Genomic DNA, 25,510 nt, shown 5'->3' with positions numbered 1-25,510 from the left:
CATCGGAGAGGAGCTGGAATCGCGACATGGTTCCACGATCCCACCCCCATCACAAATCAATTAACAGACACGCCCTACGTCACCATCGACGACTCGCTGCAACTGCGATCCAGCAGTACCTTCGGCCAGGAGCTGCCTCCGCGCCCGCATCCCGGTCGTGCGGAGGGGAGGCTCGACGCGCTGCTCGTCGCGAGCTGGGTCGCACCGCGCACGACCCGCATCGGGCTCATCCCCACGGTGACGACCACCCACACGGAACCGTTTCATGTCGCCACCGCACTGCAGACCCTCGACCACATCAGCCTCGGCCGCGCGGGCTGGCAGCTCCGCTTCTCCGCCGGCTCGGCCGAGGCGGCGGCCTTCGGCCGCAGATCCGCCCCGGAGATCGACCTCGACGCCGTCCTCGCGGGTCGACCCGATGCCGGTCTCGACGGGCTGATCGACGACGCAGCCGATGCAGCGGAAGTCGCGCGCCGTCTCTGGGACAGCTGGGAGAGCGACGCGATCATCCGCGATGTCGCGAACGGCCGTTTCCTCGACCGAGACCGGCTCCATCACATCGATTTCGCGAGCGAGCGCCTCTCGGTGATCGGCCCGTCGATCGTCCCGGGCAGCCCGCAGGGGCAGCTCCCGATAACGCTCCTCGCCCACTCGGCGCACATCTTCGCGCTCGCCGCCCGCACCGCCGACGTGGTGTTCATCACTCCCGAGAACGACGCCCCCGGGACCGGTGCCTCGCGGGGGAAGAACGCGGCGCAGCTGATGGCCGAGGTGCGAGCCGCAGAGGCCGTCGAGGATCGTGCCGCGACCGGCCTCGCCCCGCTGCGCATAGTGGCGGATCTCGTCGTGGGCCTCGATACCGCTACGGAGCCCGGCTCCGCGCGACTGCGACGACTCGACGATCTGCTGGAGACCCCCTCCTCCGGGGACGCCCGGATCGTCGCCGGGAGCGCAGAGGAGCTCGCGGACCTCATTGCGGGCTGGCACGAGGCCGGCGTCGAGGGCGTGCGGCTGCGCCCCCTCGCGCTGCCCGACGACCTCGAGCGGATCTCTTCGGATCTGCTGCCGTCGATCCGCGCGCGGATCCCCGAGCTTCCGGCCGGGGACGGGATCGGGGTTCGGCTGCGCGACCGCTTCGGGCTCCCGCCCGCGATCAACCGCTACACCCGAGCACGAGAGGAGCGCGTCGCATGAGCACGGCCACGAATGCCGCCCGGGAGGTGCACCTGGTTGCACATTTCCCAGGTGTGAACAGCACCACCGTCTGGAGCGATCCCGCGTCGGGGAGCCAGATCGACTTCGCCTCGTTCCGCCACTTCGCGCAGACGGCCGAGCGCGGACTCTTCGACTACCTCTTCCTCGCCGAGGGGCTCCGGGTCCGCGAGCACGGCGGGCGGTTCCACGACCTCGACGTCGCCGGCCGCCCGGCCACGCTCGCCATCATCACCGCGATCGCGGCCGTGACCCGGCACCTCGGCGTCGTCGGGACGCTCTCCGCCACCTTCAACGAGCCCTACGAGCTCGCCCGGCAGTTGGCAAGCATCGACCACCTCTCGGACGGCAGAGTCGGCTGGAACGTCGTGACCTCGTCGGACGCCTTCCACGGCGCCAACTTCCGTCGCGGCGGCTATCTGCCCTACGAGGACCGGTACGTCCGGGCGGAGGAGTTCGTGGGCCTGGCCAAGGAGCTGTGGGACTCGTGGGACCCGGATGCGGTGCTCGCCGACCGTGCGAGCGGGCGCTACCTCGACCCCGCGCTCGTGCGCAGTGTGGTCCATCGCGGTCCGCAGTTCGACATCACCGCGACCAGCACGGTGCCGCGCAGCCCCCAAGGCTACCCCGTGATCGTGCAGGCGGGGGATTCGCCCGATGGTCGCGACTTCGCGGCCGCGAACGCCGAAGTGATCTTCTCCCGGCATACCGGCTTCGACGAGGGGCGAGAGTTCTACCGGGACGTCAAGGCCCGACTCGCCGCAGCCGGTCGGGCGGAGGACTCCCTGCTGATCCTGCCCGGCGCGACCTTCGTGCTCGGAGACACCGCAGCCGAAGCCCGGGAACGGGCCCGCGAGGTCGCCTTCCAGCAGATCAGCCCGCAGACCGCGGTGGCATGGATCGAAGCGATCTGGGGTCGACCCATTCCCGGGCTCGACCCCGACGGCCGCCTTCCCGACGAGGACCCCGGCGACGGCGAGCAGCGGCAGGGGCAGGTGAGCACCCAGGTCGCCGATCGCATCATCCGAGCGCGCGAGCTGCGGGAGCGCGCCGAGGCGGAGCGCCTGACGCTGCGCGAACTCGTCGTCGCCGAGACGGCCGAGCACACCTTCGTCGGTACCCCGCAGCACGTCGCGAGCGAGATCGACCGGTACGTGCAGGGCCGCGCCTCGGACGGCTTCGTCCTCGTGCCCCACCTGACACCAGGCGGGCTCGACGAATTCGTGGACCGGGTCGTGCCGCTGCTGCAGGAGCGCGGCGTGTTCCGCACCGAATACCCCGTGGACCCGAGCAGCGGAACCACCACGCTCCGGGCCACGCTCGGGCTCCCGAAACCGCCCCGTCACGCTCAGCATCGCCTGGAAGAGGAAGGAGCGCTCGTATGAGCACCATCACCGAGCCGCTGCGAGAGGAATCGCAAGCCGCGGCCTACACCTTTGCATACGTCCGCTCGAGCGACCCGCTGGCGCAACCCCTCTTGCAGGATCTGGTGCGGGAATACGATTGCCGTTACGGGTTCGAGGTGTTCGGGGAATCTGCGACGGACGAGATCAACCGGTATCCGGAGGCGGCGTTCGCCGAGCCCGAGGGGGCATTCCTCCTGCTGCTCGAGGACGGCGAACCGGTCTCCGGCGGCGCCTTCTTCCGCCTGGACGAGCGCACTGCCGAGTTCAAGCGGATCTGGACTCGCACCGATCGGCGCGGGCGGGGCCTCGCCCGCGTGGTGCTCACCGAGCTCGAGCTCGAGGCGAAGCGACTCGGCTACGAGCGGATCTTCCTCACCACGGGCCCGCGCCAGCCCGAGGCCGTCTCCCTGTATCGAGGGCACGGCTACACCCCGCTCTTCGACGTGACGCAACCGGCTTCGGCGATCGGAGTGCACCCGTTCGAGAAGTCGCTGGCCGAGACCGAATCGCTGCCGCGTCGCGTCCGCGCCCGCGTGCCCGAGCGGTCCGCTCGCCGCGTCGTCCCACCCGAGGCGGCCGGTGCAGCCGATGTGCCGGTGACACCCGCCACTGTCGACGTGCCGGTGCAGCCCGCCACCGCCGAGGTGCCGGCGAGGCCCGCCACCGTCGACGTGGCGGTGAATCCCGCCGCAGTAGTCCCCACCCCTAAGAAGGTTGATCGCGCGGCGCCGGCAGCGCGAAAAGTCGTGCCGCTGAAGCACTGGACGCGCTGGACTCTCAGTGCGATCGCGGTGTTCTTCCTCGCCCAGCTCGTGTGGACGTTCTTCACCAATCCGCAGTGGCGCTGGCCGGTCTTCGCGGAGTACTTCTTCAACGAGGCCGTGCTTCGGGGCCTCTGGCTGACGCTCTGGCTGACGGCCGTCTCCACTGTCATCGGCTTCGCGCTCGGAGCCCTGCTCGCGCTCGCGCGACTCTCGGGCTCCCCGTTGCTGAACTCCTTCGCCTGGGGATTCATCTGGTTCTTCCGTTCCGTGCCGCTGATCGTGCAGCTGGTGCTCTGGTACAACCTCGGCTATCTGTTCCCGACCCTCGGCATCGGCTGGCCGTTCAGCTACGACTTCTGGCTGGTGGAGTTCAACACCGTGCACCTCATCTCGGCATCGGCCGCGGCCGTGCTCGGCCTCTCGCTGCACCAGGCCGCCTACTCCGCGGAGATCATCCGCGGCGGACTCCTCTCGGTCGACCAGGGGCAGATCGAGGCTGCGAAGGCGCTCGGCATTCCCCGCTCGCGCCGCTTCTTCCGCATCACTCTGCCGCAGGCCGCGCGAGCGATCCTGCCCAATGCCTTCAACGAGGTGATCGGCCTGCTGAAGGGCACCTCGGTCGTGTTCATCCTCGCGCTGCCCGAGCTCTTCTACACGGTGCAGGTGATCTACAACCGCAACGCGCAGGTCGTCCCGCTGCTCCTCGTCGCGACGGTGTGGTACGCCCTGTTCACCTCGGTGCTCAGCGTGCTGCAGTACTACATCGAACGGCATTTCGCTCGCGGCTCGGCCCGCGAGCTGCCTCCGACGCCGCTGCAACGCGCGAGGCGCGCGATCCGCGCCGGCATTCTCGGCCGTGCGAACGGCTCCGATCCGCAGATCCCGCCGGCCTCGGTCGCGGCGATCACATCGAGTCAGCACTAGGAGACCGACATGACCACAGGCACCGCCACCGCTGCCGAGGCGGCAGCAGCAGACACCCCCGAGCACGACCTCGGGTCCCGACCCGGAACCGGGCTGGTCGAGATCGCCGGCGTCCACAAGTCGTACGGCCCCCGAGAGGTGCTGCACGGCATCACGCTCACGGTGGAGCCCGGACAGGTCGTCGCCCTGCTCGGCCCGTCGGGATCCGGCAAGTCGACCCTGCTGAGGGCGATCAACCATCTCGAGACGATCGACCGCGGCGAGATCACCATCGATGGCGAGTTCATCGGCTACGAGCAGCGCGGCGACCGCCTGTACGAGCTGCCCGAGAAGGAGGTGCTGACGCGGCGCACCCGCGTCGGCATGGTGTTCCAGAACTTCAACCTCTTCCCGCACCTCACCGCGCTCGAGAACATCATCGAGGCGCCGGTCGGCCTGAAGCGCGCGAGCCGGGCCGAGGCGACGGCGCGGGCGCGCGAACTGTTGGAGAGAGTCGGCCTCGCGGACCATGCCGAGCACTACCCGCGCCAGCTCTCCGGCGGGCAGCAGCAACGCGTCGCGATCGCCCGGGCGCTCGCACTCGATCCTGCCGTTCTGCTCTTCGACGAGCCGACGAGTGCGCTCGACCCGGAACTGGTCGGCGAGGTGCTGAGCGTGATCAGGGACCTCGCCCACAGCGGTACGACCCTGATCATCGTCACACACGAGATCGGCTTCGCCTCGGAAGTCGCCGACCACGTCGTCTTCCTCGACGCGGGCCGCGTCGTCGAGCAGGGTTCGCCGGAGCAGGTGCTGCGCGCACCCGAGCAGGCGAGGACCCAGGAGTTCCTCGACTGGGTCATCTGACTCGCGACCCCATCCATCCACCATCCATCCATCCACCATCCGCTCACTCATCCACGAATAGGAATCTCATGACCATCACGACCCCGAACCGAAGAACCGGCCGCCTGAGCCGTGCCGCGGCAGCGACCACCGCGATCCTCGCCCTCTCCGGTCTCGTCGCGTGCAGTTCGACGTCGGTGGCCGACGATACGGCCCCCACGACGCCGGACGCTGCAACCGCATCGCCCTTCGACCTCACCTCCGCGAACGCGGAGAGCCGACCGAGGATCGACCCGATCCCGGAGGCGGTCGCCGCGCTCGAGGCGAGCGGCTTCTCGCCCGTCGACGCAGGGAAGCTCACCGTCGCCAACGGTGCGTTCGTTCCCCCCATCAGCTTCCTGGCGGAGGACGATAACCAGACGCTGCTCGGCGGGGACCCCGACATCTCTCAGCTCGTCGCCGACGGCCTCGGTCTCGAGTACAGTGCGCAGAACGTGGCCTGGGCGGACTGGCCCCTCGGCGTCGAATCGGGCAAGTACGATGTCGTGATCTCGAACGTCACCGTCACCGAGGAGCGGAAGGATCTCTTCGACTTCGCCACCTACCGGGACGACGTCCTCTCCTTCGCGGTGAAGGCCGACAGCGAGATCGACTCTATCTCTGAGGCCGCAGACGTTTCGGGCTTGACCGTCGTCGTCGGCAGCGGCACGAACCAGGAGAAGATCCTGCTGGGCTGGTTCGAGGAGAACGAGAAGAACGGCCTCGAGCCCGGTGAGGCCGTCTACTACGAGGACACCGCGGCAGCCGCCCTCGCCCTCGCCTCCGGTCGCGTCGACGCGATCTTCCAGCCCAACTCCACCAACGCCTACACCGCCGCTGTGAACGGTGAATCGAAGATCGTCGGCACCCTCAACGGAGGCTTCCCCGAGAATGCGCAGATCGGCGTCGCCACGGCCAAGGGCAACGGCCTGATCGAAGCGGTGTCGATCGTGCTGAACCACATCATCGAGAGCGGCGAGTACCAGGACGTGCTCGATCGCTGGGCGCTGCAGGACGAAGCCGTGCCCGAGTCGCTCGTGAACCCGCCCGGACTGCCCCGGCCGTGATCGATATCGGACCGTCGGCCGCTTCCTCCGCCGCATCGGCGGAGGAAGCAGCCGTGCGCATCCTGTTCATCGGCGCCGGGCCAGCCTCGGCGATGGTGCTCGAGCGCCTGCTCGCCTCACATCGTCGAGATCATCCCGAGCTGCGCCTGGATATCCGACTCGTGGATCCGTTCCCGCCGGGCGGCGGACGGATCTGGCGCAGGGAGCAGTCCCCGCTGCTGAAGCTCAACACGATGCTCGAGGACGCCGCGTTCTTCACCGACGACTCGTGCACGATCGAGGGGCCGATCGAGCCGGGACCGTCGCTCGCGGACTGGGTGCGCCTGGTGCGCGAGGGGGCGCTTCCCGGCCCTGCGTGGGCCGATGCCGCGCTGGAGCGAGAGATCGGGACGATCACCGACCGCGGCTTCCCGACCCGACGGCTGAACAACGCCTACCTCAGCTGGGCCTACGAGGAGGTGCTGCAACGCGCCTCCGATCGCGTGAGCGTCGCCTGGCAGCAGGGCTTCGCGACCTCGGTGGAGGCACCGGATGAGGCGACTCGCGTCGTACGACTTCGTTCGGGCGAGGTGCTGACCGCGGATCTCGTGCTGCACGCGCTCGGCCACAACGGTTCGCAGCCCTCGGCCGAGGCGATCCGGATAGGCGAGTTCGCGGAGCAGCACGGGCTCGACTACGTCGCCCCCGCCTTCACCGCGGACATCGATCTCGACTGGGTGCCTGCGGGCGAGGACGTGGTCGTGCGCGGGATGGGTCTCGCCGCGGTCGACCTGGCCGTGCTGCTCGCCGAAGGCCGGGGCGGCCGCTTCGAACGCGACGCCGACGGCGCGCTGCGATACCTGCCGAGCGGGCGCGAGCCGGTGCTGCACTTCGGCTCGCGCCGCGGCGTGCCCTACCGTTCCAAGGTCACGAGCAGCCCGATCGGCGACCCCGTGCAGCTCGAACTCTTGGGCGACGACTTCCGCGAGCGGATCGCCGCCCGCGACGAGCCGCTCGACTTCGAACGCGATATCTGGCCCCTGGTGGCCGCCGAACTGCTCCTCGGCTACTACCGCGAACTGTTCACCGGCCACCCCGACCGGGTGCTCGGCGACTGGCCGGGCTTCGCCGCCGCCCTGCGCGGCATCCTCGCCGCCGATGGCGGCTTCGAGTCCGACGCACTCACCCGGCTGATCGCGGACCACGTGCCCGAGCCCGAGGATCGCTTCGAGATCGCGGAGTTCGACCGCCCTCTGGATTTCGCCGGAGTCGATGCCGCGGCCGTGGCTTCGAGCGCGGCATCGAGCGCGGCCGCCACAGACGCTGCTCCCGCGACCCGGGTCCCTTCCGGCAGAGAGGGCGCCGGCGCCGTGCACCGACGCGTGATCGCCCACATCGAGCGCGACCTCCGCCAACGCACCCGCACCGAGAACAGCGCTGCACAGGCGCTCTTCCTCACCATGCTGTTCTCCTTCATATCGATCGCCGAGATTCCTGCCGAGAAGTGGAACGCCCGCACCCGTACCCGGGTCCTGCCCGGGCGGTGGCACACCTTCTTCAGCTATCTCGCCAGCGGGCCTCCCGGCGAACGCCTGGAGGAGCTGGTCGCACTCGCCGACGCCGGCATCGTCCGGTTCCTCGGAGGCGACGTCGAGCTGCGGCTCGACGAGGCGCACGGGCGCTTCGTCGCCTCCGGTTCTGCCGAGACTCCTGGGGGCCGCACGCGCTCCCGGATCGACTCCACCGTCCTCATCGACGCCTGGCTGCCCGAGGCGCAGGCCGTTCGCAGCGACAACCCGCTGCTGCGCGGACTCGTCGCCGACGGAATCGCGGAGGAGGTGCGGATCGCGGACGCGGAGCACGACGGCAGCACGGGGCAGATCGTGATCGAGTCGGGTGGGGTGCTCCCGGGCGACCCCAGGCAGTTCGCGTTGGGCCCCTTCACGTCCATCCCGGGCGCCGGCGCGTTCACCCGGCCCGGGATCGACTCGCTGTCGTTCCGGCTTCACGACCGCTGCGCGCGCGCCATCCTCGCCGCTGCTGCCCGCTCGGCATCCCTGCAGCGGGCGGTGGAGCCGCAGCTCGCGATCCGTTGAGCGGTATCCTTGGTGACCCCCCGCCCGCCCTACCAGCCCCGAATGGAGCATCTGATCGCATGAGCCGCACGATCGAACTGAGCGCCGACCGCATCGTCGTGGGCGGTGGTGCGATGGGACTCGCCGCGGCCGCTGCGCTCGCGTCGCGCGGCGCATCGGTGATCCTGTTCGAGCGCTTCGGGCCGTCGCATCGACGTGGGGCATCCCACGGCGCGACGCGAAACTTCAACAACGCCTATGCCGAGCCGGACTATCTCGACCTCTTCGATGAGGCCCGCGCGCTCTGGCGGCACCTGGAAGAGGAATCCGGCCGCACCCTCCTCGATCTGCGGGGGTTGGTCACCCACGGTCCATCGGAGGAGGTGGAAGTCGCGTTCGCGGCCCTGCACCGGCGCAAGGCGCAGGTCCAGATGCTCACCCCCGAGGAGGCGCACCGGCGCTGGCCCGGGATGCGCTTCGACGACGACGTCCTGTTCAGCCCGGACGCAGGTGCCGTGCTCGCGGCGGAGGCGCTCGCCGCGCTGCGCGACGTGTCGACTGCCGGCGGCGCTCGATTGCTCCACGGGCACCGGGTGACGGGGATCGATCCTGCCTCTCCGGGCCTCGTGCGCGTGACCGCCGAGACGAGCGAGGGCGTCCCGGTCGTCGCTTCGGCCGGTGGTGTCGTCGTAGCGGCCGGCGCCTGGAGTTCGCCCCTCCTCGAGGGCCTCGCCCCGCTGCCCGAGCTGGTGGTCACGGAGGAGCACCCGGCTCACTTCCGACCCCGGGATCCGGGCATCGCCTGGCCGTCCTTCAACCACCTCGCTCGCGACGAGGAGCTCGTCGCCCGCGGCGGCCACGTCTACGGCATGTTCACGCAGGGTGAGGGAGTGAAGGTGGGCTTCCACGCGGTCGGCGAGACCGTCGATCCGGACCATCGCCCGTTTCGCGCGACGGAGGAGAAGCGTCGGCAGCTGCGCGACTACGTCGCGGAATGGTTCCCGGGCCTCGACCCCGAGAGTGCGGAGGAGATCAGCTGCACCTACACGAGCACGCCCTCGGGCGACTTCGTGCTCGATCGCGTGGGGGCGGTGACCGTGGCCGCTGGATTCTCCGGGCACGGATTCAAGTTCGTGCCCGCCATCGGGCGGGTGCTCGCCGACGCCAGTCTGGGCGTCGGCGCCCCTCCGGAGCGCTTCCGCCTCGCCGCGCATGCGCGCTGAAAGGCTCGGCCGTGCTGCACCGGGAGGAGTCCTCGAACCGGGCGATCGAACCATGCCGACGCCTGCCTCCGGCCCGTACGATTCTGTTCCCGCGCTCGCACTCGCCCAGCGACAGATGCGAACATAGAGGGCATCGGCGCGGATCTTCCGCGCCGACGACGTACGGGAGTACAGACAGGAACAGATAGACCATGGCGAAGTATCGAGTTCAGAACCCCGCGACGGGGGAGATTGTCGAGACCTTCGAATCAGCCACCGACGAGCAGGTCGAGCAGCAGCTCGCCGCCGCCGAGGGCGTCTACCGGGAGTGGCGCGAGCGGAGCGTGCAGGATCGCGCCGCCGTGGTGAAGCGCGTCGCCGAGATCTTCGCGGAGCGCCGCGAGGAGCTCGCCGAGATCATCGCGCTCGAGATGGGCAAGTCGATCGCCGAGAGCCTCGACGAGGTCGATTTCGCGACCGACATCATCGAGTACTACGCGGTCTACGGCCCGGGCCTCATCACCGACTACGAGATCCCGTCCACGATCCCGGGCAAGGCCGTCGTCGAGCATCTGCCGATCGGCGTGCTGCTCGGCGTGATGCCCTGGAACTTCCCCTACTACCAGGTGGCCCGCTTCGCCGCGCCGAACCTCGTGCTCGGCAACACGATCCTGCTGAAGCATGCGGACATCTGCGCCAAGTCGAACCTCGTGATCCAGGAGATCATGGAGCAGGCCGGCGTGCCGGTCGGCGGCTACCAGGCGCTCTTCACCTCGCATGATCAGATCGCGACCATCATCGCGGACCCGCGCGTGCAGGGCGTCTCGCTGACCGGGTCCGAGCGGGCCGGCGCGATCATCGGCGCCCAGGCCGGCACGCACCTCAAGAAGTGCGTGCTCGAGCTCGGCGGCATCGACCCGATGGTCGTGCTCGACGCCGATGACGTGGCCGAGGTCGCGAAGACGGCCTGGGACTTCCGCACCTACAACGGGGGCCAGGTCTGCAACTCGAACAAGCGACTGATCGTGATGGCCGACATCTACGACGAGTTCGTCGATGCGCTGGTGCAGCTCGCCGACGGCCTGAAGCCGGGCGACCAGCTGAACCTCGGCGAGGGCGAATATGTGCCGCTCTCGACGCGCGCCGCGGCTGAGACCGTCGACGCGCAGGTGCGGAAGGCCGTATCGGAGGGTGCACGCCTGCTCGCCGGCGGCGTGCTGTCCGAAGGCCCCGGCGCGCACTACTCGCCGGCGGTTCTCGTCGACGTGCCGCGCGACTCGGAGTCGTACCGCGAGGAGATCTTCGGCCCGGTCGCCACCGTCTACAAGGTGCACTCCGACGCGGAGGCGCTCGAGCTCGCCAACGACTGCGCACTCGGTCTCGGCGGCTCGGTGTTCTCGACCGACGAGGCGCGCGCGGCGGCGGTCGCCTCGAAGCTCGAGGTCGGCATGTCGCACGTCAACATCATCGCCGCGGAGGCCGCCGAGATCCCGTTCGGCGGGGTGAAGCGCTCCGGCTTCGGCCGCGAGATGGGGCCCGTCGGCATCGGCGAGTTCGCCAACAAGCGCCTCTACTTCGTCTCGAAGTAGTCGGCAGTCCGCTGTCAGCATGCCGCGAACGGCACCCCGTTCGCGGCATGCTGGAGCTGTCGCTCCGCACTCCACCCCCTTGAGAGAGGACCAGCACAACGATGTTCGAGAAGATTCTGGTCGCCAATCGTGGTGAGATCGCGATCCGTGCGTTTCGTGCGGCGAACGAACTCGGTGCGCGGACGGTGGCGGTGTTCCCCTACGAGGACCGCAATTCGCTGCACCGGCTCAAGGCCGACGAAGCGTACCTGATCGGGACGGTCGGGCATCCGGTGCGCGCCTATCTCGATGTCGCGGAGATCGTGCGCGTGGCCGTCGAGTCGGGTGCGGATGCGATCTACCCCGGCTACGGATTCCTCTCGGAGAACCCGGAACTCGCGGCGGCCGCGGAGGCGGCGGGGATCCGGTTCATCGGCCCGGGCCGCACGGCGCTCGAGATGGCGGGCAACAAGGTCGCCGCGAAGGAGCATGCGATCGCTGCGGGGGTGCCGGTGCTGGCCTCCACCCCGCCGTCGACCGACGTGGACGCCCTGATCGCGGGCGCGCGCGAGATCGGCTTCCCGGTGTTCGCGAAGGCCGTCGCGGGCGGCGGCGGGCGCGGCATGCGGCGAGTGGAGCGCGAGGAGGATCTGCGCGATGCGCTCGAGTCGGCGATGCGCGAAGCGGACTCCGCGTTCGGCGACCCCACGATGTTCATCGAACAGGCCGTACTGCGGCCCCGGCACATCGAGGTGCAGGTGCTCGCCGACAAGACGGGCGAGGCGGTGCACCTGTTCGAGCGCGACTGCTCGGTGCAGCGCCGGCATCAGAAGGTCGTGGAGATCGCGCCGGCCCCGAACCTCTCGCAGGCCAAGCGCGACCAGCTCACCCGCGACGCGATCGCGTTCGCGAAGTCGATCGGCTACGAGAACGCGGGCACGGTCGAGTTCCTGCTCGACACCGAGGGCGTGCGGGCCGGCGAGCACGTGTTCATCGAGATGAACCCCCGCATCCAGGTGGAGCACACGGTGACCGAGGAGGTCACCGACGTGGATCTGGTGCGGGCCCAGATGCGGATCGCGGCCGGCGAGACGCTGGAGGAGCTGGAGCTCACCCAGGACCGGATCCAGCTGCGCGGAGCCGCGCTGCAGTGCCGGATCACGACGGAGGATCCGGCGAACGGCTTCCGGCCCGATCTCGGCCGCATCACGGCCTATCGCTCGCCGGGCGGCGGCGGGGTGCGCCTCGACGGCGGCACCATCAACGCCGGCGCTCAGATCAGCCCCCACTTCGACTCGATGCTCGCGAAGCTCACATGTCGCGGCCGCACCTTCGCGGATGCCGTGGTGCGCGCACGGCGCGCGCTCGCCGAGTTCCGCATCCGCGGCGTCGCCACGAACATCCCGTTCCTGCAGGCGGTGCTCGCCGATCCCGATTTCCAGGCCGGCGACGTCTCGACCCAGTTCATCGAGGAGCGGCCCGAGCTGCTGCAGATGAACAAGCCGAAGGATCGCGCCACGCGCCTACTGCAGCACGTGGCGAACGTCACGGTGAACCAGCCGAACGGGCCGCGTCCGCAGGTCGCGGATCCGGCCTCGAAGCTGCCCGCGCTGGATCTCACAGCGCCCGCCCCGGCAGCGGGCCGGCAGCGGCTGCAGGAGCTCGGCCCCGAGGGCTACGCCGCCGCGCTGCGCGCGCAGACCGCGCTGGCCGTGACCGAGACGACGTTCCGGGACGCGCACCAGAGCCTCCTGGCGACCCGGGTGCGCACGAAGGACCTCCTCGCCGTCGCGCCGCATGTCGCGCGGATGACGCCGGAGCTGTGGTCGGTCGAGGCCTGGGGTGGGGCGTCGTACGACGTCGCGCTGCGCTTCCTGGGCGAGGATCCGTGGGAGCGCCTCGCGGCCCTGCGCGAAGCGCTGCCGAACGTGCCGATCCAGATGCTGCTCCGCGGGCAGAACACCGTCGGGTACACGCCGTACCCGGCGCAGGTGGCGCAGGCGTTCGTCGAGGAGGCCGCGGCGACCGGGGTGGACGTGTTCCGCATCTTCGATGCGCTCAACGACGTGAACCAGATGCGGGTCGCGATCGATGCGGTGCGGGAGACCGGTACCGCGGTCGCCGAGGTGGCGCTGTGCTACACGGGGAACCTGCTCTCGCCCGCCGAGGACAAGTTCACCCTCGACTACTACCTGCGACTCGCGGAGTCCATCGTCGACGCCGGCGCGCATGTGCTCGCGATCAAGGACATGGCGGGGCTGCTGCGCCCCGCGGCGGCCGCGAAGCTCGTGACCGCGCTGCGGGAGCGCTTCGAGCTGCCCGTGCACCTGCATACGCATGACACGCCCGGCGGTCAGCTCGCGACGCTGCTCGCGGCGTCGGCTGCCGGCGTCGATGCCGTGGACGCGGCTTCCGCCCCGATGTCGGGCACCACCAGCCAACCGTCGCTCTCGGCGCTGGTCGCGTCGCTCGCCGACACCGATCGCGACACGGGTCTCGATCCCGACGCCGTGTTCGCGCTCGAGCCGTACTGGGATGCGGTCCGCACGATGTACCGGCCGTTCGAGTCCGGGCTGCCGTCGCCGACGGGGCGCGTGTACACGCACGAGATCCCCGGCGGGCAGCTCTCGAACCTCAGGCAGCAGGCCATCGCGCTCGGACTGAGCGAGAACTTCGAGAAGATCGAGGACATGTACGCGGCGGCGGACCGGATCCTCGGCCGCATCCCGAAGGTGACGCCCTCCTCGAAGGTCGTCGGGGATCTGGCACTGCACCTGGCCGCGGTCGATGCGGACCCGAATGATTTCGAGGCGAATCCCGAGCGCTACGACGTGCCGGACTCGGTGGTCGGATTCCTCGCGGGCGAACTGGGGGAGATCCCGGGCGGCTGGCCGGAGCCGTTCCGGTCGCGGGTGCTCGCCGGCCGCGACGTGAGCGTCGAGATCGCGCCGGTGTCGGATGCGGATCAGGCGCTGCTCTCGGGGACGAGCCAGGAGCGGCGGAACACGCTGAACCGGCTCCTGTTCCCGGCGCCGACCCGCCAGTTCGAGGCGGCGCGGGAGCAGTTCGGGGATCTCTCCGTGCTCGATACCGCCGACTATCTGTACGGCTTGAGCGTCGCCGACGAGCACGCGATCGATCTCGCCCGCGGGATCAGGCTCTACGTCGGCCTGGAGGCGATCGGCGAGGCAGACGACAAGGGCGTCCGCACCGTGATGGTGCGCGTGAACGGGCAGCTGCGCCAGGTCTTCGTGAAGGACGACTCGGTCGCCGTGTCGGCGCCGGTGGCGGAGAAGGCCGACCGCACGATGCCCGGTCACGTGGCCGCACCGTTCTCGGGCACCGTGACGGTGAAGGCCGTGGCGGGCGACACGGTCGAGGCGGGCCAGCCGGTCGCGATGATCGAGGCGATGAAGATGGAGGCGGCGATCACCGCACCGATCGCCGGAGTGGTCGAGCGCGTCGTGTTCGGCGGGACTCGTCCGGTGGATGCCGGGGACCTGATCCTCGTGATCCGCGCCGCGGAGTAGGCGCGCGATCCGGCAGGAACAGGCGGGCGGGCGGCTTGCGGAAACAGGCGGCGAGATCCGACGGAGAAGGACTAGGATCGTGCCTATGACCGACTTCCTGAAGATCGACGGCGCCTTCGCCGACTCGCCCGCCAAGCCGCTCGAAGCCCCCCTCGGCGTCTCGTCGACCGGACCGACGGACACCTGGGTCGACGAGTTCCACGAGAACGTGGAGCGCGGCGTATTCACCGGATACTGGCGTTGCGCGCCCGGGACATCGTACTGGGACTTCAGCGACAACAACGAGGTCATCTACGTCATCGAGGGATCGCTCACGGTGCAGCGCGAGGGCGAGGAGGCCCAGACCTTCGGTCCCGGCACCTCCGTCGCTTTCCCGCAGGGCTGGAAGGGCACGTGGGAGATCACGGAGACCCTCACCAAGTTCTACGTGATCTTCTGAGCCGCCGATTCGGCCGCCCGTCGGGCTACGATCCACCGATCCGTGCCCGTGCCTGCGATCCCGCAGCGCGATCTGCGCGTCAGCGCGGGAGCGCGAGGAACATCTCCCGGCGCAGCGAGCCGACATGCGCGCGGGTGATGGCCACGGCGGCTGCAGGATCTCGGGTGCGGAAGGCGGTCACGAGCGCCCGGTGCTCGTCGCGACCCTCTTCGAGCTGCTCCATCGGGTAGGGGACGAAGTACTTGAGCAGTGCCTCGTAGACGACGAGGTAGGCGGGTGCTTCCGATAGTCCGCTGATCTCTGCGCAGAGGTGATGGAATCGGCTGTCGGGCACGTGATGCTCCAGCCAGTTCGCCGCCTGCTGCGATTGCTCGATCAGCTCGTCCAGCCTGTCGCACTGCTCGGGTGTGGCGACCAGGGCGGCCTGGTGCGCGATCGCGCTCTCCATGAGCACTCGTTGATCGATGAGATTGCGGATGGCCTGCTCGTCGGCACGGTAGGCCGAGACGGACGAGTCGTGCAGTTCGGGGGGCGTCTCCGCGACGAAGGTGCCGCCACCGCGGCCCGGACGCCTGACGAGCACGCCGTCGTCCATGAGGCTCTCGAGGCCTCGGCGCGCGGTGATGCTGCTCACCTCGAGTCCTGTGGCGATGAGTTCGAGACGCGGGAGGCGGCTGCCCGGTGCGAGCAGGCCGTGCTCGATGGAGAGCAGGATGCGAGCCCGTACCGTCTCAACCGCGGAGAGACGCGTCAGCGCTGCGGAGCCCGGAGGCGTGAAGAGCACGCCGTCCGCGTCGTTCGCATCCGGGCCCGTCGAGCCTCCGACGCCTTCGGCCGTCGATGAAGCCTGCTTCGCGACCATGTCTTGCAGTCTACCCGGCGGCCGCTTATAGTGATCAAATTGATCATGATCAAAGTGATCAATTTAAGACGCGACTCGGGGTAGCCGAGACGAACGAAGGAGTCGAGATGTCGGAGAGCAATCTCACGATCGCGCTGGCGCAACGCACCCCGCAACCGGTAGACGCCCCCCTCGACGGATTCTCCGCGGATGTCGTGTCCACGCTGCAGGCGCACCCCGGAGTCGACATGCTCGTCTACCCCGAGCTGCATCTCTGCGGGACCGAGCACCTCCCGACCGACGAGCGCGCCGCAGCGCTCGAGCGAGCAGCCGTCCCGCTCGACGGCTCGTTCGTCGCCGAGCTCGGGTCGATCGCAGCGAAGCACGGTGTCTGGCTCTGCCCCGGAAGCATCGGCGAGCGCGGGCCGCAGGGCGAGTTCTTCAACACCCAGCTGCTCTTCGACCCGAGCGGCGCACTGCGCGAGGCCTACCGGAAGATGTTCCCCTGGCGACCGTTCGAGCCGCACCGGCCCGGGACCGAGTTCGCGGTGCAGGATCTCGACGGCCGCGGGGTCGCCGGGCTCTCGATCTGCTACGACGCCTGGTTCCCCGAGCACGCCAGGCAGCTGGCCTGGCTGGGCGCCGACCTCGTGCTCAACGTCGTGAAGACGACGACGCCGGACCGCGAGCAGGAGCTCGTGCTCGCCCGCGCCAACGCCATCGTCAACCAGAACGTCGTCGCGAGCGTGAACTGCGCCGCACCCGTCGGACGCGGCCGCAGCATCGTCGTCGATGCCGAGGGCTTCACGATCGCCGAGGCCGGTGTCGGCGAGCAGACCCTGGTCTTCGACTTCGATCCCGCGCGGGTCGCCGAACTGCGCGAACGCGGCACGATGGGCAGCAACCGGATGTGGGCGCAGTTCCGCGAGGACGACAATCCTATCCCGCTGCCGCTCTACGCCGGCCGGATCGACCCGATGACCTGGGCGCCGCGCGATCTCCGCCCGTGAACCACGGCGCGTCCCACCCATCCGACACACCCACCCAGACAGAGGAGTCACCCGTGTCCATCACCTCCACAACCCCGACGCTCACGCGAACGCTGAAACTGCCGTCGCTCGTGCTCTTCGGGCTCGCCTATCTCACGCCGTTGATCGTGCTCGGCATCTTCGGCGTCATCGCGTCGGAGACGGGCGGCGCCAGCGCGAGCGCCTACCTCGTCGCGCTCATCGCGATGCTCTTCACGGCCAACAGCTACGGTCGCATGGCGCGGGCGTTCCCGGTCGCGGGCTCGGCCTACACCTACGTGCGACGCACGATCGACGGCCGTGTCGGATTCCTCGTCGGCTGGGCGATCATGCTCGACTACCTCTTCCTCCCCATGGTGATCTGGCTGATCGGCGGATCCTATCTGCAGGCGCAGTTCCCGGGCGTGCCGATGCCCGTCTGGATCCTCGGCTTCATCCTGATCACCAGCGTGCTGAACATCGTCGGGATCAAGGTCGCGGATCGCACCAACCTCGTACTGATGACCTTCCAGATCCTGGTGATCGCCTTTTTCGTCGCCCTATCGATCGGCTCCGTCGTGAGCACGGACGGTGCCGGCGGGCTCGTCAGCGCCTCGCCGTTCGTGGGCATCGATGCCGGGTTCGCCGGGATCGCCGGGGGAGCCGCGATCGCCGCCTATTCGTTCCTCGGGTTCGACGCGGTGACGACCCTGACCGAGGAGACGGTGGAGCCGCGGCGCAACGTCCCCCGCGCCATCATGCTCGTCGCCCTGATCGGCGGCGGCATCTTCGTGGTGGTCGCCTATGTCACGCAGCTCGTCCACCCGGGAGGGGTCTTCGAGAACTCCGACACTGCGGCGTTCGAGATCGCCACGAGGATCGGCGGCAACGTCTTCGGCGCCGTGTTCCTCGCGGCGCTGGTCATCGCGCAGTTCACGTCTGGGCTTGCGGCGCAGGCTTCGGGGAGTCGACTGCTCTACGCGATGGGCCGCGACGGCGTGCTGCCCAAGCGGATCTTCGGAGCGCTCAGCGGGCGGTTCCACACTCCCGTACTGAGCATCCTCGCGATCGCGGTGGTCGGCCTGATCGCCATCTTCATGGACGTCGCGACCTCGACCTCGTTCATCAACTTCGGCGCGTTCGTGGCGTTCATCATGGTCAACGTCTCGGTCGTCGTCTACTGGGCGAAGGAGCGCCGCGACGGTCGCCGTCACAGCGCGCTGCTCTACCTGGCGGCGCCGATCATCGGCGTCGTGGTCATCGCATACCTGCTGACCCAGCTCGACATCCACGCCATCACCCTCGGCTCGATCTGGATCGCGCTCGGCGTGATCGTGCTCGCGATCACCACGCGCGGGTTCCGCGCGCAGCCGCCCGAGCTCGCCGTCGACGACGCGGAGTGAGTCGGAGCCGGCCCCGGGCTCGGCCGCATGCCGCCCGGGCGCCGGCCCGCGTGACACCCTCGGTCACCCGTCGCGGTAGATTGGCGAGAGGCAGAGCAGGGAGAGGGCGGGAACGGAATGACCGACCACACGGGTCCGCGCGGAGCGATATCGACGTCCCACCACCTCGCGACCGAGGCGGGAGCCGATGCGCTGCGTGCCGGTGGCAACGCCATCGACGCGGCACTCGCTGCGGCGGCGACGCTCTGCGTCGTCTACCCCAATAACGTGGCGCTCGGCGGCGATCTGGTCGCCCTGGTGCGCAGCCCCGAGGGCGAGATCCGGTTCCTGAACGCGACGGGTGCGGCCCCGGGCGAGCAGTCGCTCGACGCGCTCCGCGAACGCCACGGCGCCGAGCTGCCGTCGCGCGGCATCGACACGGTGACCGTGCCGGGGGGCGTCTGCGGGTGGAACTCGCTCCACGAGTACGGCGCGAAACTGGCCTGGGCCGAGCATTTCGCCGCCGCGATCCGTCACGCCGAGGGGCATCCGACCGCGCGCTCGGTCGCTGCGGCGTTGATCGAGGATCGCGACTCGCTGGCGCAGGATCCCGGGGCCGCCGCCGTGTTCTATCCGAACGGCGAGCCCCGCGGGGAGGGGGAGACGCTCGCCCAGCCTGCGCTCGCGCAGACGCTCCGGCGGCTGGCGGCCGGCGGCTCGGCCGAGTTCTACACGGGCCTCACCGCGGACCTCTGGATCGCCGGGCTGCAGAAGCTCGGCTCCAAGATCACGAAGCGGGACTCGGACGAGTTCCAGGCGTACTGGACGGAGCCGCTCGAAGGCCGATTCGCGGGTCTCCGCGTCCTGACCGGACCGCCGAACACCTCGGGCTTCATGCTGCTGCGCGCACTCGAGGCCGTCAGCGCCGGCATCGACGACCCTCTCGGAGCGGGGGCGGACGACCTCGCTCAGGCATTCCACGAAGCGAACCTGGTGCGGGCGGCCGAGCTGGCAGACCCGCGCTTCGGCGGCGCGAGCGGGGCCGAGCTCGTCGCGATGCCGGCCCCGGATGGCCGCGTAGGCGGTGCGCGGACCGCCAGCGGCGACACCGTCGGACTGTCGGCCGTCAGCTCCGACGGCTGGGCGGTCTCGCTCATCAACTCCGTCTACTGGGGCTTCGGCGCGCACATCCTCGAGCCCGAGACCGGCATCATCTTCCAGAACCGGGGCACCGCCTTCTCGCTCGATCCGGACTCGCCGAACGCGTTCGCTCCGGGCAAGCGGCCCAAGCACACCCTGATGCCGGTGCTCGTGCTGCGCGGCGACGAGCCCGTGTTCGTGCCCGCGACCATGGGCGGGTCGGCTCAGCCCCAGATCCATGCGCAGCTGCTGCTCCGATGCCTCGCCGGAGCGGATCCGACCGAGGCGACCCATGCGCCGCGCTGGATCGTGCGGGAGTCGCGCGGCGGGGCTCCGGCGACGGTGATGATCGAGGAGGACGTGCCGCAGCAGGTCGTGGACGCCCTCGGTGCCGCCGGGTTCCCCCTCGAAGTCGTTCCCCGGTACACCGAGAGTCTCGGGCACTCGAACCTCATCCGCGTCGATCCCGAGGGCTACGCCGCAGCGAGCGATCCGCGCTCCGACGGCTCGGCCATCGTCGTCTGACCGCCGCGGGTGGGGGCGCCGCAGAGGCGTGGGGTCCCTCGCGGCGGCGATCCTGGTGCGGACGATCGGGCGGAAGCCGAGGACCGACGGGGGCAAGTAGACTCGCATCCATGCCCAGCGCTCGCGAACAGCTCATCGAACTCATCACGACCGAGGCCGTGTTCCACGGCGACTTCACGCTTACGAGCGGCAAGAAGGCGACGTACTACATCGACCTGCGGAAGCTCAGCCTCGACCATCGTGCGGCTCCGCTGATCGGCCAGGTCATGCTCGACCTCATCGACGACGTCGACGGCGTCGTGGCGGTCGGAGGCCTCACGATGGGCGCCGACCCGATCGCGTCGGCGATCCTGCATCAGGGCGTGGCCCGAGGCAAGGTCTATGACGCCTTCGTGGTGCGGAAGGAACCGAAGGATCATGGCCGCGGTCGGCAGGTGGAAGGGCCGGATCTCGCCGGCAAGCGCGTGATCGTGGTCGAGGACACCTCGACGACCGGGGGATCGCCGCTCGCGGCGATCGCGGCCCTCGAGAAGGTCGGCGCCGAGGTCGCGGGCGTCGCCGTCGTGGTCGACCGTCAGGCGCCGGCCAAGGAGCGCATCGAGGCGGCGGGCTACGACTACCGCTACGCGATCGGGCTGTCGGATCTGGGGCTCGACCCGCAGTAGGGTTCGCGTTGCGCGCCAGGCGTCGAGCCGATCGGCCAGTGCGTCGAGCGTCTCGTTCGTCCCACCGTCGACCCGGTGGTCTCACTTCGCTGCGAGAAGCTTCGACGGGGCCCCGCCGGTGTCGAGTATGCCGGGCAGTACCCGGCCTGCTTGCAAGATGAACCGTCCCGAAAGGAACCCATGAGCCCCGCGCGCCCGCATTTCGTCCCGTTGCTGTTCATCGGTGCGGCCGCGGGTCTGCTCTCGGGTCTGTTCGGGATCGGGGGCGGCACGATCATCGTGCCGGCGTTGGTGCTGTGGCTGGGGATGAACCAGCGGCTGGCCGCAGGCACCTCGGTCGCGGCGATCCTGCCGACAGCGGTCGTGGGCGCGATCTCGTATGCGGTGCAGGGGCACGTCGACTGGATCGCGGCGATCTGTCTCGCGGTCGGCATCATCGCGGGCGCGCAGCTCGGCAGTCATCTCCTGGTGCGGCTGCCGGTGGGGGTGCTGCAGTGGGGGTTCATGGGGTTCCTCGCGGTGGTGATCGTGAGCCTGTGGTTCGTGGTGCCGGCGCGCAGCGACCGGATCGAGGTGACGCTGCTCACCGGGGCGCTGCTGGTGGTGACCGGGTTCGTGACGGGGATCCTGTCGGGGCTGCTGGGTGTGGGCGGTGGGATCGTGGTGGTGCCGGTGCTGATGTTCTTCTTCGGGTCGAGCGACCTGATCGCGAAGGGGTCGTCCCTGGTGATGATGATCCCGGGGTCGATCTCGGGGACGTTGGGGAATCTTCGGCGGCGGAACGTGGATGCGCGTGCGGCGGTGCTGGTTGGGCTCGCGGCATGCGTGTGCGTGCCGTTCGGGTCGCTGTTCGCGGCGTGGATCGATCCGTTCTGGGGGAACCTGGCGTTCTCGGCGTATTTGGTGCTGATCCTGGTCCAGATGGCCGTGCGGAAGTTGCGGCCGGGAAGGTCCTGACCCCGGTCCGACCACCGCGTCAGACGCCGAGGCGTTCCGCGAGCGCGCTGAGAGTCTCGCTCGTCCCGCCGTCGATCCGGACGCGGACGGAGCCGCGACCGTCGATCGACGTCGGCCCCCGATTGATGACGGCGACCGGGATCCCGCGCCGTTCCGCCCGGTGCACGAGCCGTACCCCGGTGTTCACGGCGAGGGAGGATCCGGCGACGACGAGCCCGTGAGCGTGCTCGATGAGGTCCCCGGCCGCGGCGAAGACCTGCGGGTCCACGTGTTCGCCGAAGTAGACCACATCGGGTCGTAGCATGCCGCCGCACGCGGGGCAGACCGGCACGACCGTTCCCGCGGTGTCCGCCACGTCGGCGTCGCCGTCGGAGGTGATCTCGGCGTCGGCGCTCCGTTCCACGAAGCCCGGATTCGCGACGTCGAACCAGGCGAGCACTTCGGCGCGCTGCCAACGGTGGCCGGCGGGCAGACAGCGGACTGTGGCGCCGCTGCCGTGCAGTTCCACGACGGTGCGGGATCCGGCCCGCCGATGCAAGCCGTCCACGTTCTGCGTGATGACCCCGTTCAGGAGGCCCGCCGCCTCGAGTGCGGCGACGGCCCGGTGCCCGGCATTCGGCTCGATCCCCTGCCTATGGAGCGCGCCGACGCGGGCTCCCGCCCAGAACCGTTGCCGGTAGCGCTCGTCGTCGAGGAACTGATCGATGCGCATCGGTGTCCGCGGCGGGCTGCCGGCGCCCCGGTAATCGGGGATGCCGGAGTCGGTGCTGATGCCGGCGCCGGTGAGGATCGTGGCCGGGCCGGCACCGAACAGGCTGGTCAGGGGATCGAGCGCGTCGGCGGTGCTGGAGGTTCCGAAGGGCTCACTGCCGGCCTGCATGGGCGCTCCTCGGGTCAGCGGTCTGCATAGTCCCCAAGGTACCGTGCGCGCGTTCGCTCCAGGTGCTACGCCTCGAGCAGGTCGGCGACCGAGTTCAGGACCTCGTCCGGCCGGAACGGGAAGCGCTCGATCTCCGCGCGATCCGCGATGCCGGTCATGACGAGCACCGTGTGCAGACCCGCCTCCATGCCGGCGACGATGTCGGTGTCCATGCGGTCGCCGATCATGCCGGTGTTGTGGGAGTGCGCGCCGATCCGGTTGAGCGCCGAGCGGAACATCATCGGGTTCGGCTTGCCGACGATGTAGGGCAGCTTGCCCGTCGCCTTGGTGATGAGCGCGTTGATGGCCCCGGTGGCCGGCAGGGGACCCTCGGCGCTCGGGCCGGTGGCGTCGGGGTTGGTGGAGATGAAGCGGGCGCCCCGGCCGATGAGCCGGATCGCCTTGGTGATCGCCTCGAACGAGTAGTTGCGGGTCTCGCCGACGACGACGAAATCGGGATCGGTCTCCGTCATGACGTAGCCGGCGTCGTGCATGGCGGTGAGGATCCCGGCCTCGCCGATGACGAACGCCGAGCCCTCGGGCTGCTGCTGCTTCAGGAACGCGGCTGTGGCGAGCGCACTGGTCCAGATCCGATCCTCGGGAACCTCGATGCCGGAGGCGGTGAGGCGTGCACTCAGGTCGCGTGCCGTGAAGATCGAGTTGTTGGTCAGCACGAGGTAGGGCGTCTCGCTGTCGCGCCAGTGCTGGAGCAGTTCGGCAGCCCCGGGGATCGCGCGGTTCTCGTGCACGAGGACCCCGTCCATGTCGGTCAGCCAGCACTCGATCTCGCTGCGCCTGGGGTGCGCCTGGGTGTCGCTCATGCTGCAAGCCTAGGACGAACGCGTGAACGGGAGGTTTCCGCACACGGCCGTGGTCGGAGCATCATCGCGCTGTCGTGCCTGCCCCGCCGTGTCCACGCACCGTGCCCATCCCGCCCCGTCGGGCCCCGCCGCGTCGCCCGCCCCGCCGTCCCGGTTTGTTCCGGCATACGTGCCCCGCCGCGCGGCAGGTGGCAGACTGGAGCCATGCATGAGCGCGCGGGAATGCTTGCAGGCGAGCAGGATCTCATCGATCTCGACGAACTGCTCCGGGCCTTCGACGAGGTCGTCCCGGATCCCGCGGATCCGGCGCAGCGCGTCGTGTTCGGCACGTCGGGGCATCGGGGCAGTTCCCTGAGCGGCTCGTTCAACGCCGCCCACATCGCCGCGATCAGTCTCGCGATCGCCGAGTACCGCGCCGCCGAGGGGATCGCCGGCCCGCTCTTCCTGGGAGCGGACACACACGCGCTCTCCGCCCCTGCGGCGCGTGCGGCAACCGAGGTGCTCTCCGCGGCAGGCGTGCACGTCCTGCTCGCCGCGGGATCCGGCGACGAGACCTTCGTGCCGACCCCCGCGCTGAGCCACGCGATCCTGACCCACAACCGCGATCGTGCCGCCGACGACCCCGGCCGCGCCGACGGCATCGTCGTGACGCCGAGCCACAATCCGCCCCGCGACGGCGGCTTCAAGTACAACCCGCCCCACGGCGGCCCGGCCGACACCGATGCCACGAAGCGGATCGCCGATCGCGCCAACGAGCTGCTGGCCGCGGGGGTCGAGATCCCGCGCGGCGGCCCGGCGACGGTGCCGCCCGGCAGCTACGACTTCCTCGGAGAGTACGTGGAGGGCCTCGACGACGTGATCGACCTGGCCGCGATCCGCGACGCCGGAGTCCGGATCGGCGCCCATCCGCTCGGCGGCGCCAGCACCGCCTACTGGGCCGCGATCCGCGACCGGTACGAGCTCGATCTCTCGGTGCTCGGCCCGGGCGTGGACCCGCGCTGGGCGTTCATGCACCTGGACTGGGACGGCAGGATCCGGATGGATCCGAGCTCCGCCCAGGTGATGAGCACGGTGGCCGCCTACCGCGACGACTTCGACATCGTGACCGGGAACGATGCCGATGCGGATCGCCACGGGATCGTGACCCGCGACGCCGGGCTGATGAACCCGAATCACTTCCTCGCAGTCGCGATCGACTACCTGCTGACGCACCGCCCCGACTGGCCGGCCGCTGCGGGCATCGGCAAGACGCTGGTCTCCTCGGCGATGATCGACCGCGTCGTCGCCGCGCACGGGCGCACGCTGCTCGAGGTGCCGGTCGGGTTCAAGTGGTTCGTGCCCGGGCTCTCGGAGGGCAGCGTCGTCTTCGGCGGCGAGGAGAGCGCGGGCGCCTCGTTCCAGCGCTTCGACGGGTCCGCTTGGAGCACCGACAAGGACGGGATCCTGCTCGCCCTGCTGGCCGCCGAGATCCGCGCCGTCACCGGGCAGTCGCCGTCGGAGCGGTATCGCGGGCTCGTCGAGCGATTCGGCGACCCTGCCTACGCGCGCATCGACGCGCCGGCGACGGCCGAGCAGAAGGCCCGGCTCGCAGCGCTCGATGCCGACGCCGTGACCGATACCGGACTCGCCGGCGACCCCATCACCGCGGTGCTGACCGACGCGCCCGGCAACGGTGCAGCCATCGGCGGGCTCAAGGTGCAGACCGAGCACGCCTGGTTCGCGGCCCGCCCCAGCGGCACGGAGGACGTGATGAAGATCTACGCCGAGTCGTTCCGCGGCGAGGATCACCTCGTCCAGGTGCAGGCCGCCGCCCGCGCACTGGTCGAACGCGCCCTGGCCTGACCCTCCGCGAAGGGTCGTCGGGATATCTGCTTCGGGCCTCGGTTTTTGGAATCCCGGTTTCGGGCCTCGGTTTTTGGAATCCCGGTTTCGGGCCTCGGTTTTTTGGAATCCCGGTTTCGGGATCTCTGCTGAGGCATCCCGGCTTCGAGATCCCGGCGTCGGGATCCCGGCGTCGCGAGCCCCTATTCGGGCCCCGGCTTCGTGTTCCCTGCCGCCCCCTTCCTCCGCACTTCGGGCTGATACCGCAGTTCTGGCTGACGTTCCCCGCCGGATTCGTCAGCCAGAACTGCGATATCAGCCGCAACTGTCGGGCGCGGAGGGCGGGAACGCGGAGGTCGGCGGCCACGCGGCCGGCGGCAGCCGGGCGGCGACGCGGAGGGG

19 protein-coding genes and 1 pseudogene are annotated in these 25,510 nt (G+C 69.8%); 17 read left to right on the top strand and 3 right to left on the bottom strand.

From position 1 onward, the window contains the following. From ACFPZL_RS01915 to ACFPZL_RS01865, 11 genes and pseudogenes are all read left to right on the top strand, one after another. On the top strand, positions 1–1,194 hold a 1,194-nt coding region (locus ACFPZL_RS01915), incomplete at its 5' end, for an LLM class flavin-dependent oxidoreductase (protein WP_382334619.1). Then, positions 1,191–2,597, top strand: a complete 1,407-nt coding sequence (locus tag ACFPZL_RS01910) for an NtaA/DmoA family FMN-dependent monooxygenase (RefSeq protein WP_218115371.1) — start codon at positions 1,191–1,193, stop codon at positions 2,595–2,597. The genes ACFPZL_RS01915 and ACFPZL_RS01910, both read left to right, overlap by 4 nt. Next, positions 2,594–3,037, top strand: a pseudogene (locus ACFPZL_RS01905) (GNAT family N-acetyltransferase); the annotation flags it as partial. The gene ACFPZL_RS01910 and the pseudogene ACFPZL_RS01905, both read left to right, overlap by 4 nt. A 258-nt stretch (positions 3,038–3,295) precedes the next feature. Further along, positions 3,296–4,306, top strand: a complete 1,011-nt coding sequence (locus tag ACFPZL_RS01900; protein ID WP_236022054.1) for an amino acid ABC transporter permease — start codon at positions 3,296–3,298, stop codon at positions 4,304–4,306. 9 nt (positions 4,307–4,315) lie between these two features. Further along, positions 4,316–5,152 (top strand): amino acid ABC transporter ATP-binding protein, encoded by an 837-nt coding sequence (locus ACFPZL_RS01895; protein WP_328798025.1) that lies wholly within the window; start codon positions 4,316–4,318, stop codon positions 5,150–5,152. 68 nt (positions 5,153–5,220) lie between these two features. Continuing rightward, complete coding sequence (locus ACFPZL_RS01890; protein ID WP_218115367.1) at positions 5,221–6,237, top strand: transporter substrate-binding domain-containing protein; 1,017 nt, start codon at positions 5,221–5,223, stop codon at positions 6,235–6,237. A 53-nt stretch (positions 6,238–6,290) separates the two neighbouring features. Further along, on the top strand, positions 6,291–8,312 hold the full coding sequence (locus ACFPZL_RS01885) for an FAD/NAD(P)-binding protein (RefSeq protein ID WP_218115366.1): 2,022 nt from the start codon (positions 6,291–6,293) through the stop codon (positions 8,310–8,312). A 59-nt stretch (positions 8,313–8,371) separates the two neighbouring features. Further along, entirely contained in the window at positions 8,372–9,514 is a 1,143-nt protein-coding gene (locus ACFPZL_RS01880) for an FAD-dependent oxidoreductase (RefSeq protein WP_236022052.1), read from the top strand. Between the two features lie 191 nt (positions 9,515–9,705). Further along, positions 9,706–11,082, top strand: a complete 1,377-nt coding sequence (locus ACFPZL_RS01875) for an NAD-dependent succinate-semialdehyde dehydrogenase (protein ID WP_218115364.1) — start codon at positions 9,706–9,708, stop codon at positions 11,080–11,082. Between the two features lie 101 nt (positions 11,083–11,183). Further along, positions 11,184–14,591: a pyruvate carboxylase gene (locus ACFPZL_RS01870; protein ID WP_218115362.1), complete on the top strand. Its 3,408-nt coding sequence runs from the start codon at positions 11,184–11,186 to the stop codon at positions 14,589–14,591. 85 nt (positions 14,592–14,676) lie between these two features. Beyond that, complete coding sequence (locus ACFPZL_RS01865; RefSeq protein ID WP_218115360.1) at positions 14,677–15,030, top strand: cupin domain-containing protein; 354 nt, start codon at positions 14,677–14,679, stop codon at positions 15,028–15,030. Between the two features lie 79 nt (positions 15,031–15,109). Here ACFPZL_RS01865 and ACFPZL_RS01860 read toward each other — a convergent pair whose 3' ends face one another. Next, complete coding sequence (locus tag ACFPZL_RS01860) at positions 15,110–15,892, bottom strand: FadR/GntR family transcriptional regulator (RefSeq protein ID WP_218115359.1); 783 nt, start codon at positions 15,890–15,892, stop codon at positions 15,110–15,112. A gap of 107 nt (positions 15,893–15,999) precedes the next feature. Between ACFPZL_RS01860 and ACFPZL_RS01855 the strand changes: the two genes are divergently transcribed. The 5 genes from ACFPZL_RS01855 to ACFPZL_RS01835 all read left to right on the top strand — a co-directional run bounded on the left by ACFPZL_RS01855 (position 16,000) and on the right by ACFPZL_RS01835 (position 21,547). Further along, complete coding sequence (locus ACFPZL_RS01855; protein ID WP_218115358.1) at positions 16,000–16,881, top strand: carbon-nitrogen hydrolase family protein; 882 nt, start codon at positions 16,000–16,002, stop codon at positions 16,879–16,881. 53 nt (positions 16,882–16,934) lie between these two features. Continuing rightward, on the top strand, positions 16,935–18,281 hold the full coding sequence (locus tag ACFPZL_RS01850) for an APC family permease (protein WP_236022051.1): 1,347 nt from the start codon (positions 16,935–16,937) through the stop codon (positions 18,279–18,281). Positions 18,282–18,398: 117 nt separating this feature from the next. Next, entirely contained in the window at positions 18,399–19,925 is a 1,527-nt protein-coding gene (locus ACFPZL_RS01845) for a gamma-glutamyltransferase family protein (protein WP_218115357.1), read from the top strand. Between the two features lie 110 nt (positions 19,926–20,035). Next, complete coding sequence (pyrE, locus tag ACFPZL_RS01840) at positions 20,036–20,590, top strand: orotate phosphoribosyltransferase (protein ID WP_218115356.1); 555 nt, start codon at positions 20,036–20,038, stop codon at positions 20,588–20,590. A gap of 180 nt (positions 20,591–20,770) precedes the next feature. Next, a complete protein-coding gene (locus ACFPZL_RS01835; protein WP_218115354.1) occupies positions 20,771–21,547 on the top strand; it encodes a sulfite exporter TauE/SafE family protein in 777 nt (258 codons plus the stop codon). Between the two features lie 19 nt (positions 21,548–21,566). Here ACFPZL_RS01835 and ACFPZL_RS01830 read toward each other — a convergent pair whose 3' ends face one another. Next, a complete protein-coding gene (locus tag ACFPZL_RS01830) occupies positions 21,567–22,427 on the bottom strand; it encodes a Sir2 family NAD-dependent protein deacetylase (protein WP_218115346.1) in 861 nt (286 codons plus the stop codon). A gap of 65 nt (positions 22,428–22,492) precedes the next feature. Then, positions 22,493–23,287, bottom strand: a complete 795-nt coding sequence (locus ACFPZL_RS01825) for an HAD-IIA family hydrolase (RefSeq protein WP_218115344.1) — start codon at positions 23,285–23,287, stop codon at positions 22,493–22,495. Positions 23,288–23,491: 204 nt separating this feature from the next. Between ACFPZL_RS01825 and pgm the strand changes: the two genes are divergently transcribed. After that, entirely contained in the window at positions 23,492–25,129 is a 1,638-nt protein-coding gene (gene pgm / locus ACFPZL_RS01820) for a phosphoglucomutase (alpha-D-glucose-1,6-bisphosphate-dependent) (RefSeq protein ID WP_218115342.1), read from the top strand. Positions 25,130–25,510: the final 381 nt, after the last annotated feature.

This window comes from Leucobacter soli (genome assembly GCF_042659205.1).
In the GTDB taxonomy this organism is placed as follows: Bacteria; Actinomycetota; Actinomycetes; order Actinomycetales; family Microbacteriaceae; genus Leucobacter; species Leucobacter soli.
Note: the sequence above shows the minus strand (reverse complement) of the source record. Positions and strands in the feature narration are given on the sequence as shown.

Bases quoted from the DNA above. Each gene is read 5' to 3' on its own strand.
- ACFPZL_RS01890 (WP_218115367.1), top strand. From the start codon at position 5,221: ATGACCATCACGACCCCGAACCGAAGAACCGGCCGCCTGAGCCGTGCC.
- ACFPZL_RS01825 (WP_218115344.1), bottom strand. From the start codon at position 23,287: ATGAGCGACACCCAGGCGCACCCCAGGCGCAGCGAGATCGAGTGCTGG.
- ACFPZL_RS01895 (WP_328798025.1), top strand. From the start codon at position 4,316: ATGACCACAGGCACCGCCACCGCTGCCGAGGCGGCAGCAGCAGACACC.
- ACFPZL_RS01860 (WP_218115359.1), bottom strand. From the start codon at position 15,892: ATGGTCGCGAAGCAGGCTTCATCGACGGCCGAAGGCGTCGGAGGCTCG.
- ACFPZL_RS01835 (WP_218115354.1), top strand. From the start codon at position 20,771: ATGAGCCCCGCGCGCCCGCATTTCGTCCCGTTGCTGTTCATCGGTGCG.
- ACFPZL_RS01910 (WP_218115371.1), top strand. From the start codon at position 1,191: ATGAGCACGGCCACGAATGCCGCCCGGGAGGTGCACCTGGTTGCACAT.
- ACFPZL_RS01870 (WP_218115362.1), top strand. From the start codon at position 11,184: ATGTTCGAGAAGATTCTGGTCGCCAATCGTGGTGAGATCGCGATCCGT.
- ACFPZL_RS01845 (WP_218115357.1), top strand. From the start codon at position 18,399: ATGACCGACCACACGGGTCCGCGCGGAGCGATATCGACGTCCCACCAC.
- ACFPZL_RS01875 (WP_218115364.1), top strand. From the start codon at position 9,706: ATGGCGAAGTATCGAGTTCAGAACCCCGCGACGGGGGAGATTGTCGAG.
- ACFPZL_RS01855 (WP_218115358.1), top strand. From the start codon at position 16,000: ATGTCGGAGAGCAATCTCACGATCGCGCTGGCGCAACGCACCCCGCAA.
- ACFPZL_RS01830 (WP_218115346.1), bottom strand. From the start codon at position 22,427: ATGCAGGCCGGCAGTGAGCCCTTCGGAACCTCCAGCACCGCCGACGCG.
- pyrE (WP_218115356.1), top strand. From the start codon at position 20,036: ATGCCCAGCGCTCGCGAACAGCTCATCGAACTCATCACGACCGAGGCC.
- ACFPZL_RS01880 (WP_236022052.1), top strand. From the start codon at position 8,372: ATGAGCCGCACGATCGAACTGAGCGCCGACCGCATCGTCGTGGGCGGT.
- ACFPZL_RS01865 (WP_218115360.1), top strand. From the start codon at position 14,677: ATGACCGACTTCCTGAAGATCGACGGCGCCTTCGCCGACTCGCCCGCC.
- pgm (WP_218115342.1), top strand. From the start codon at position 23,492: ATGCATGAGCGCGCGGGAATGCTTGCAGGCGAGCAGGATCTCATCGAT.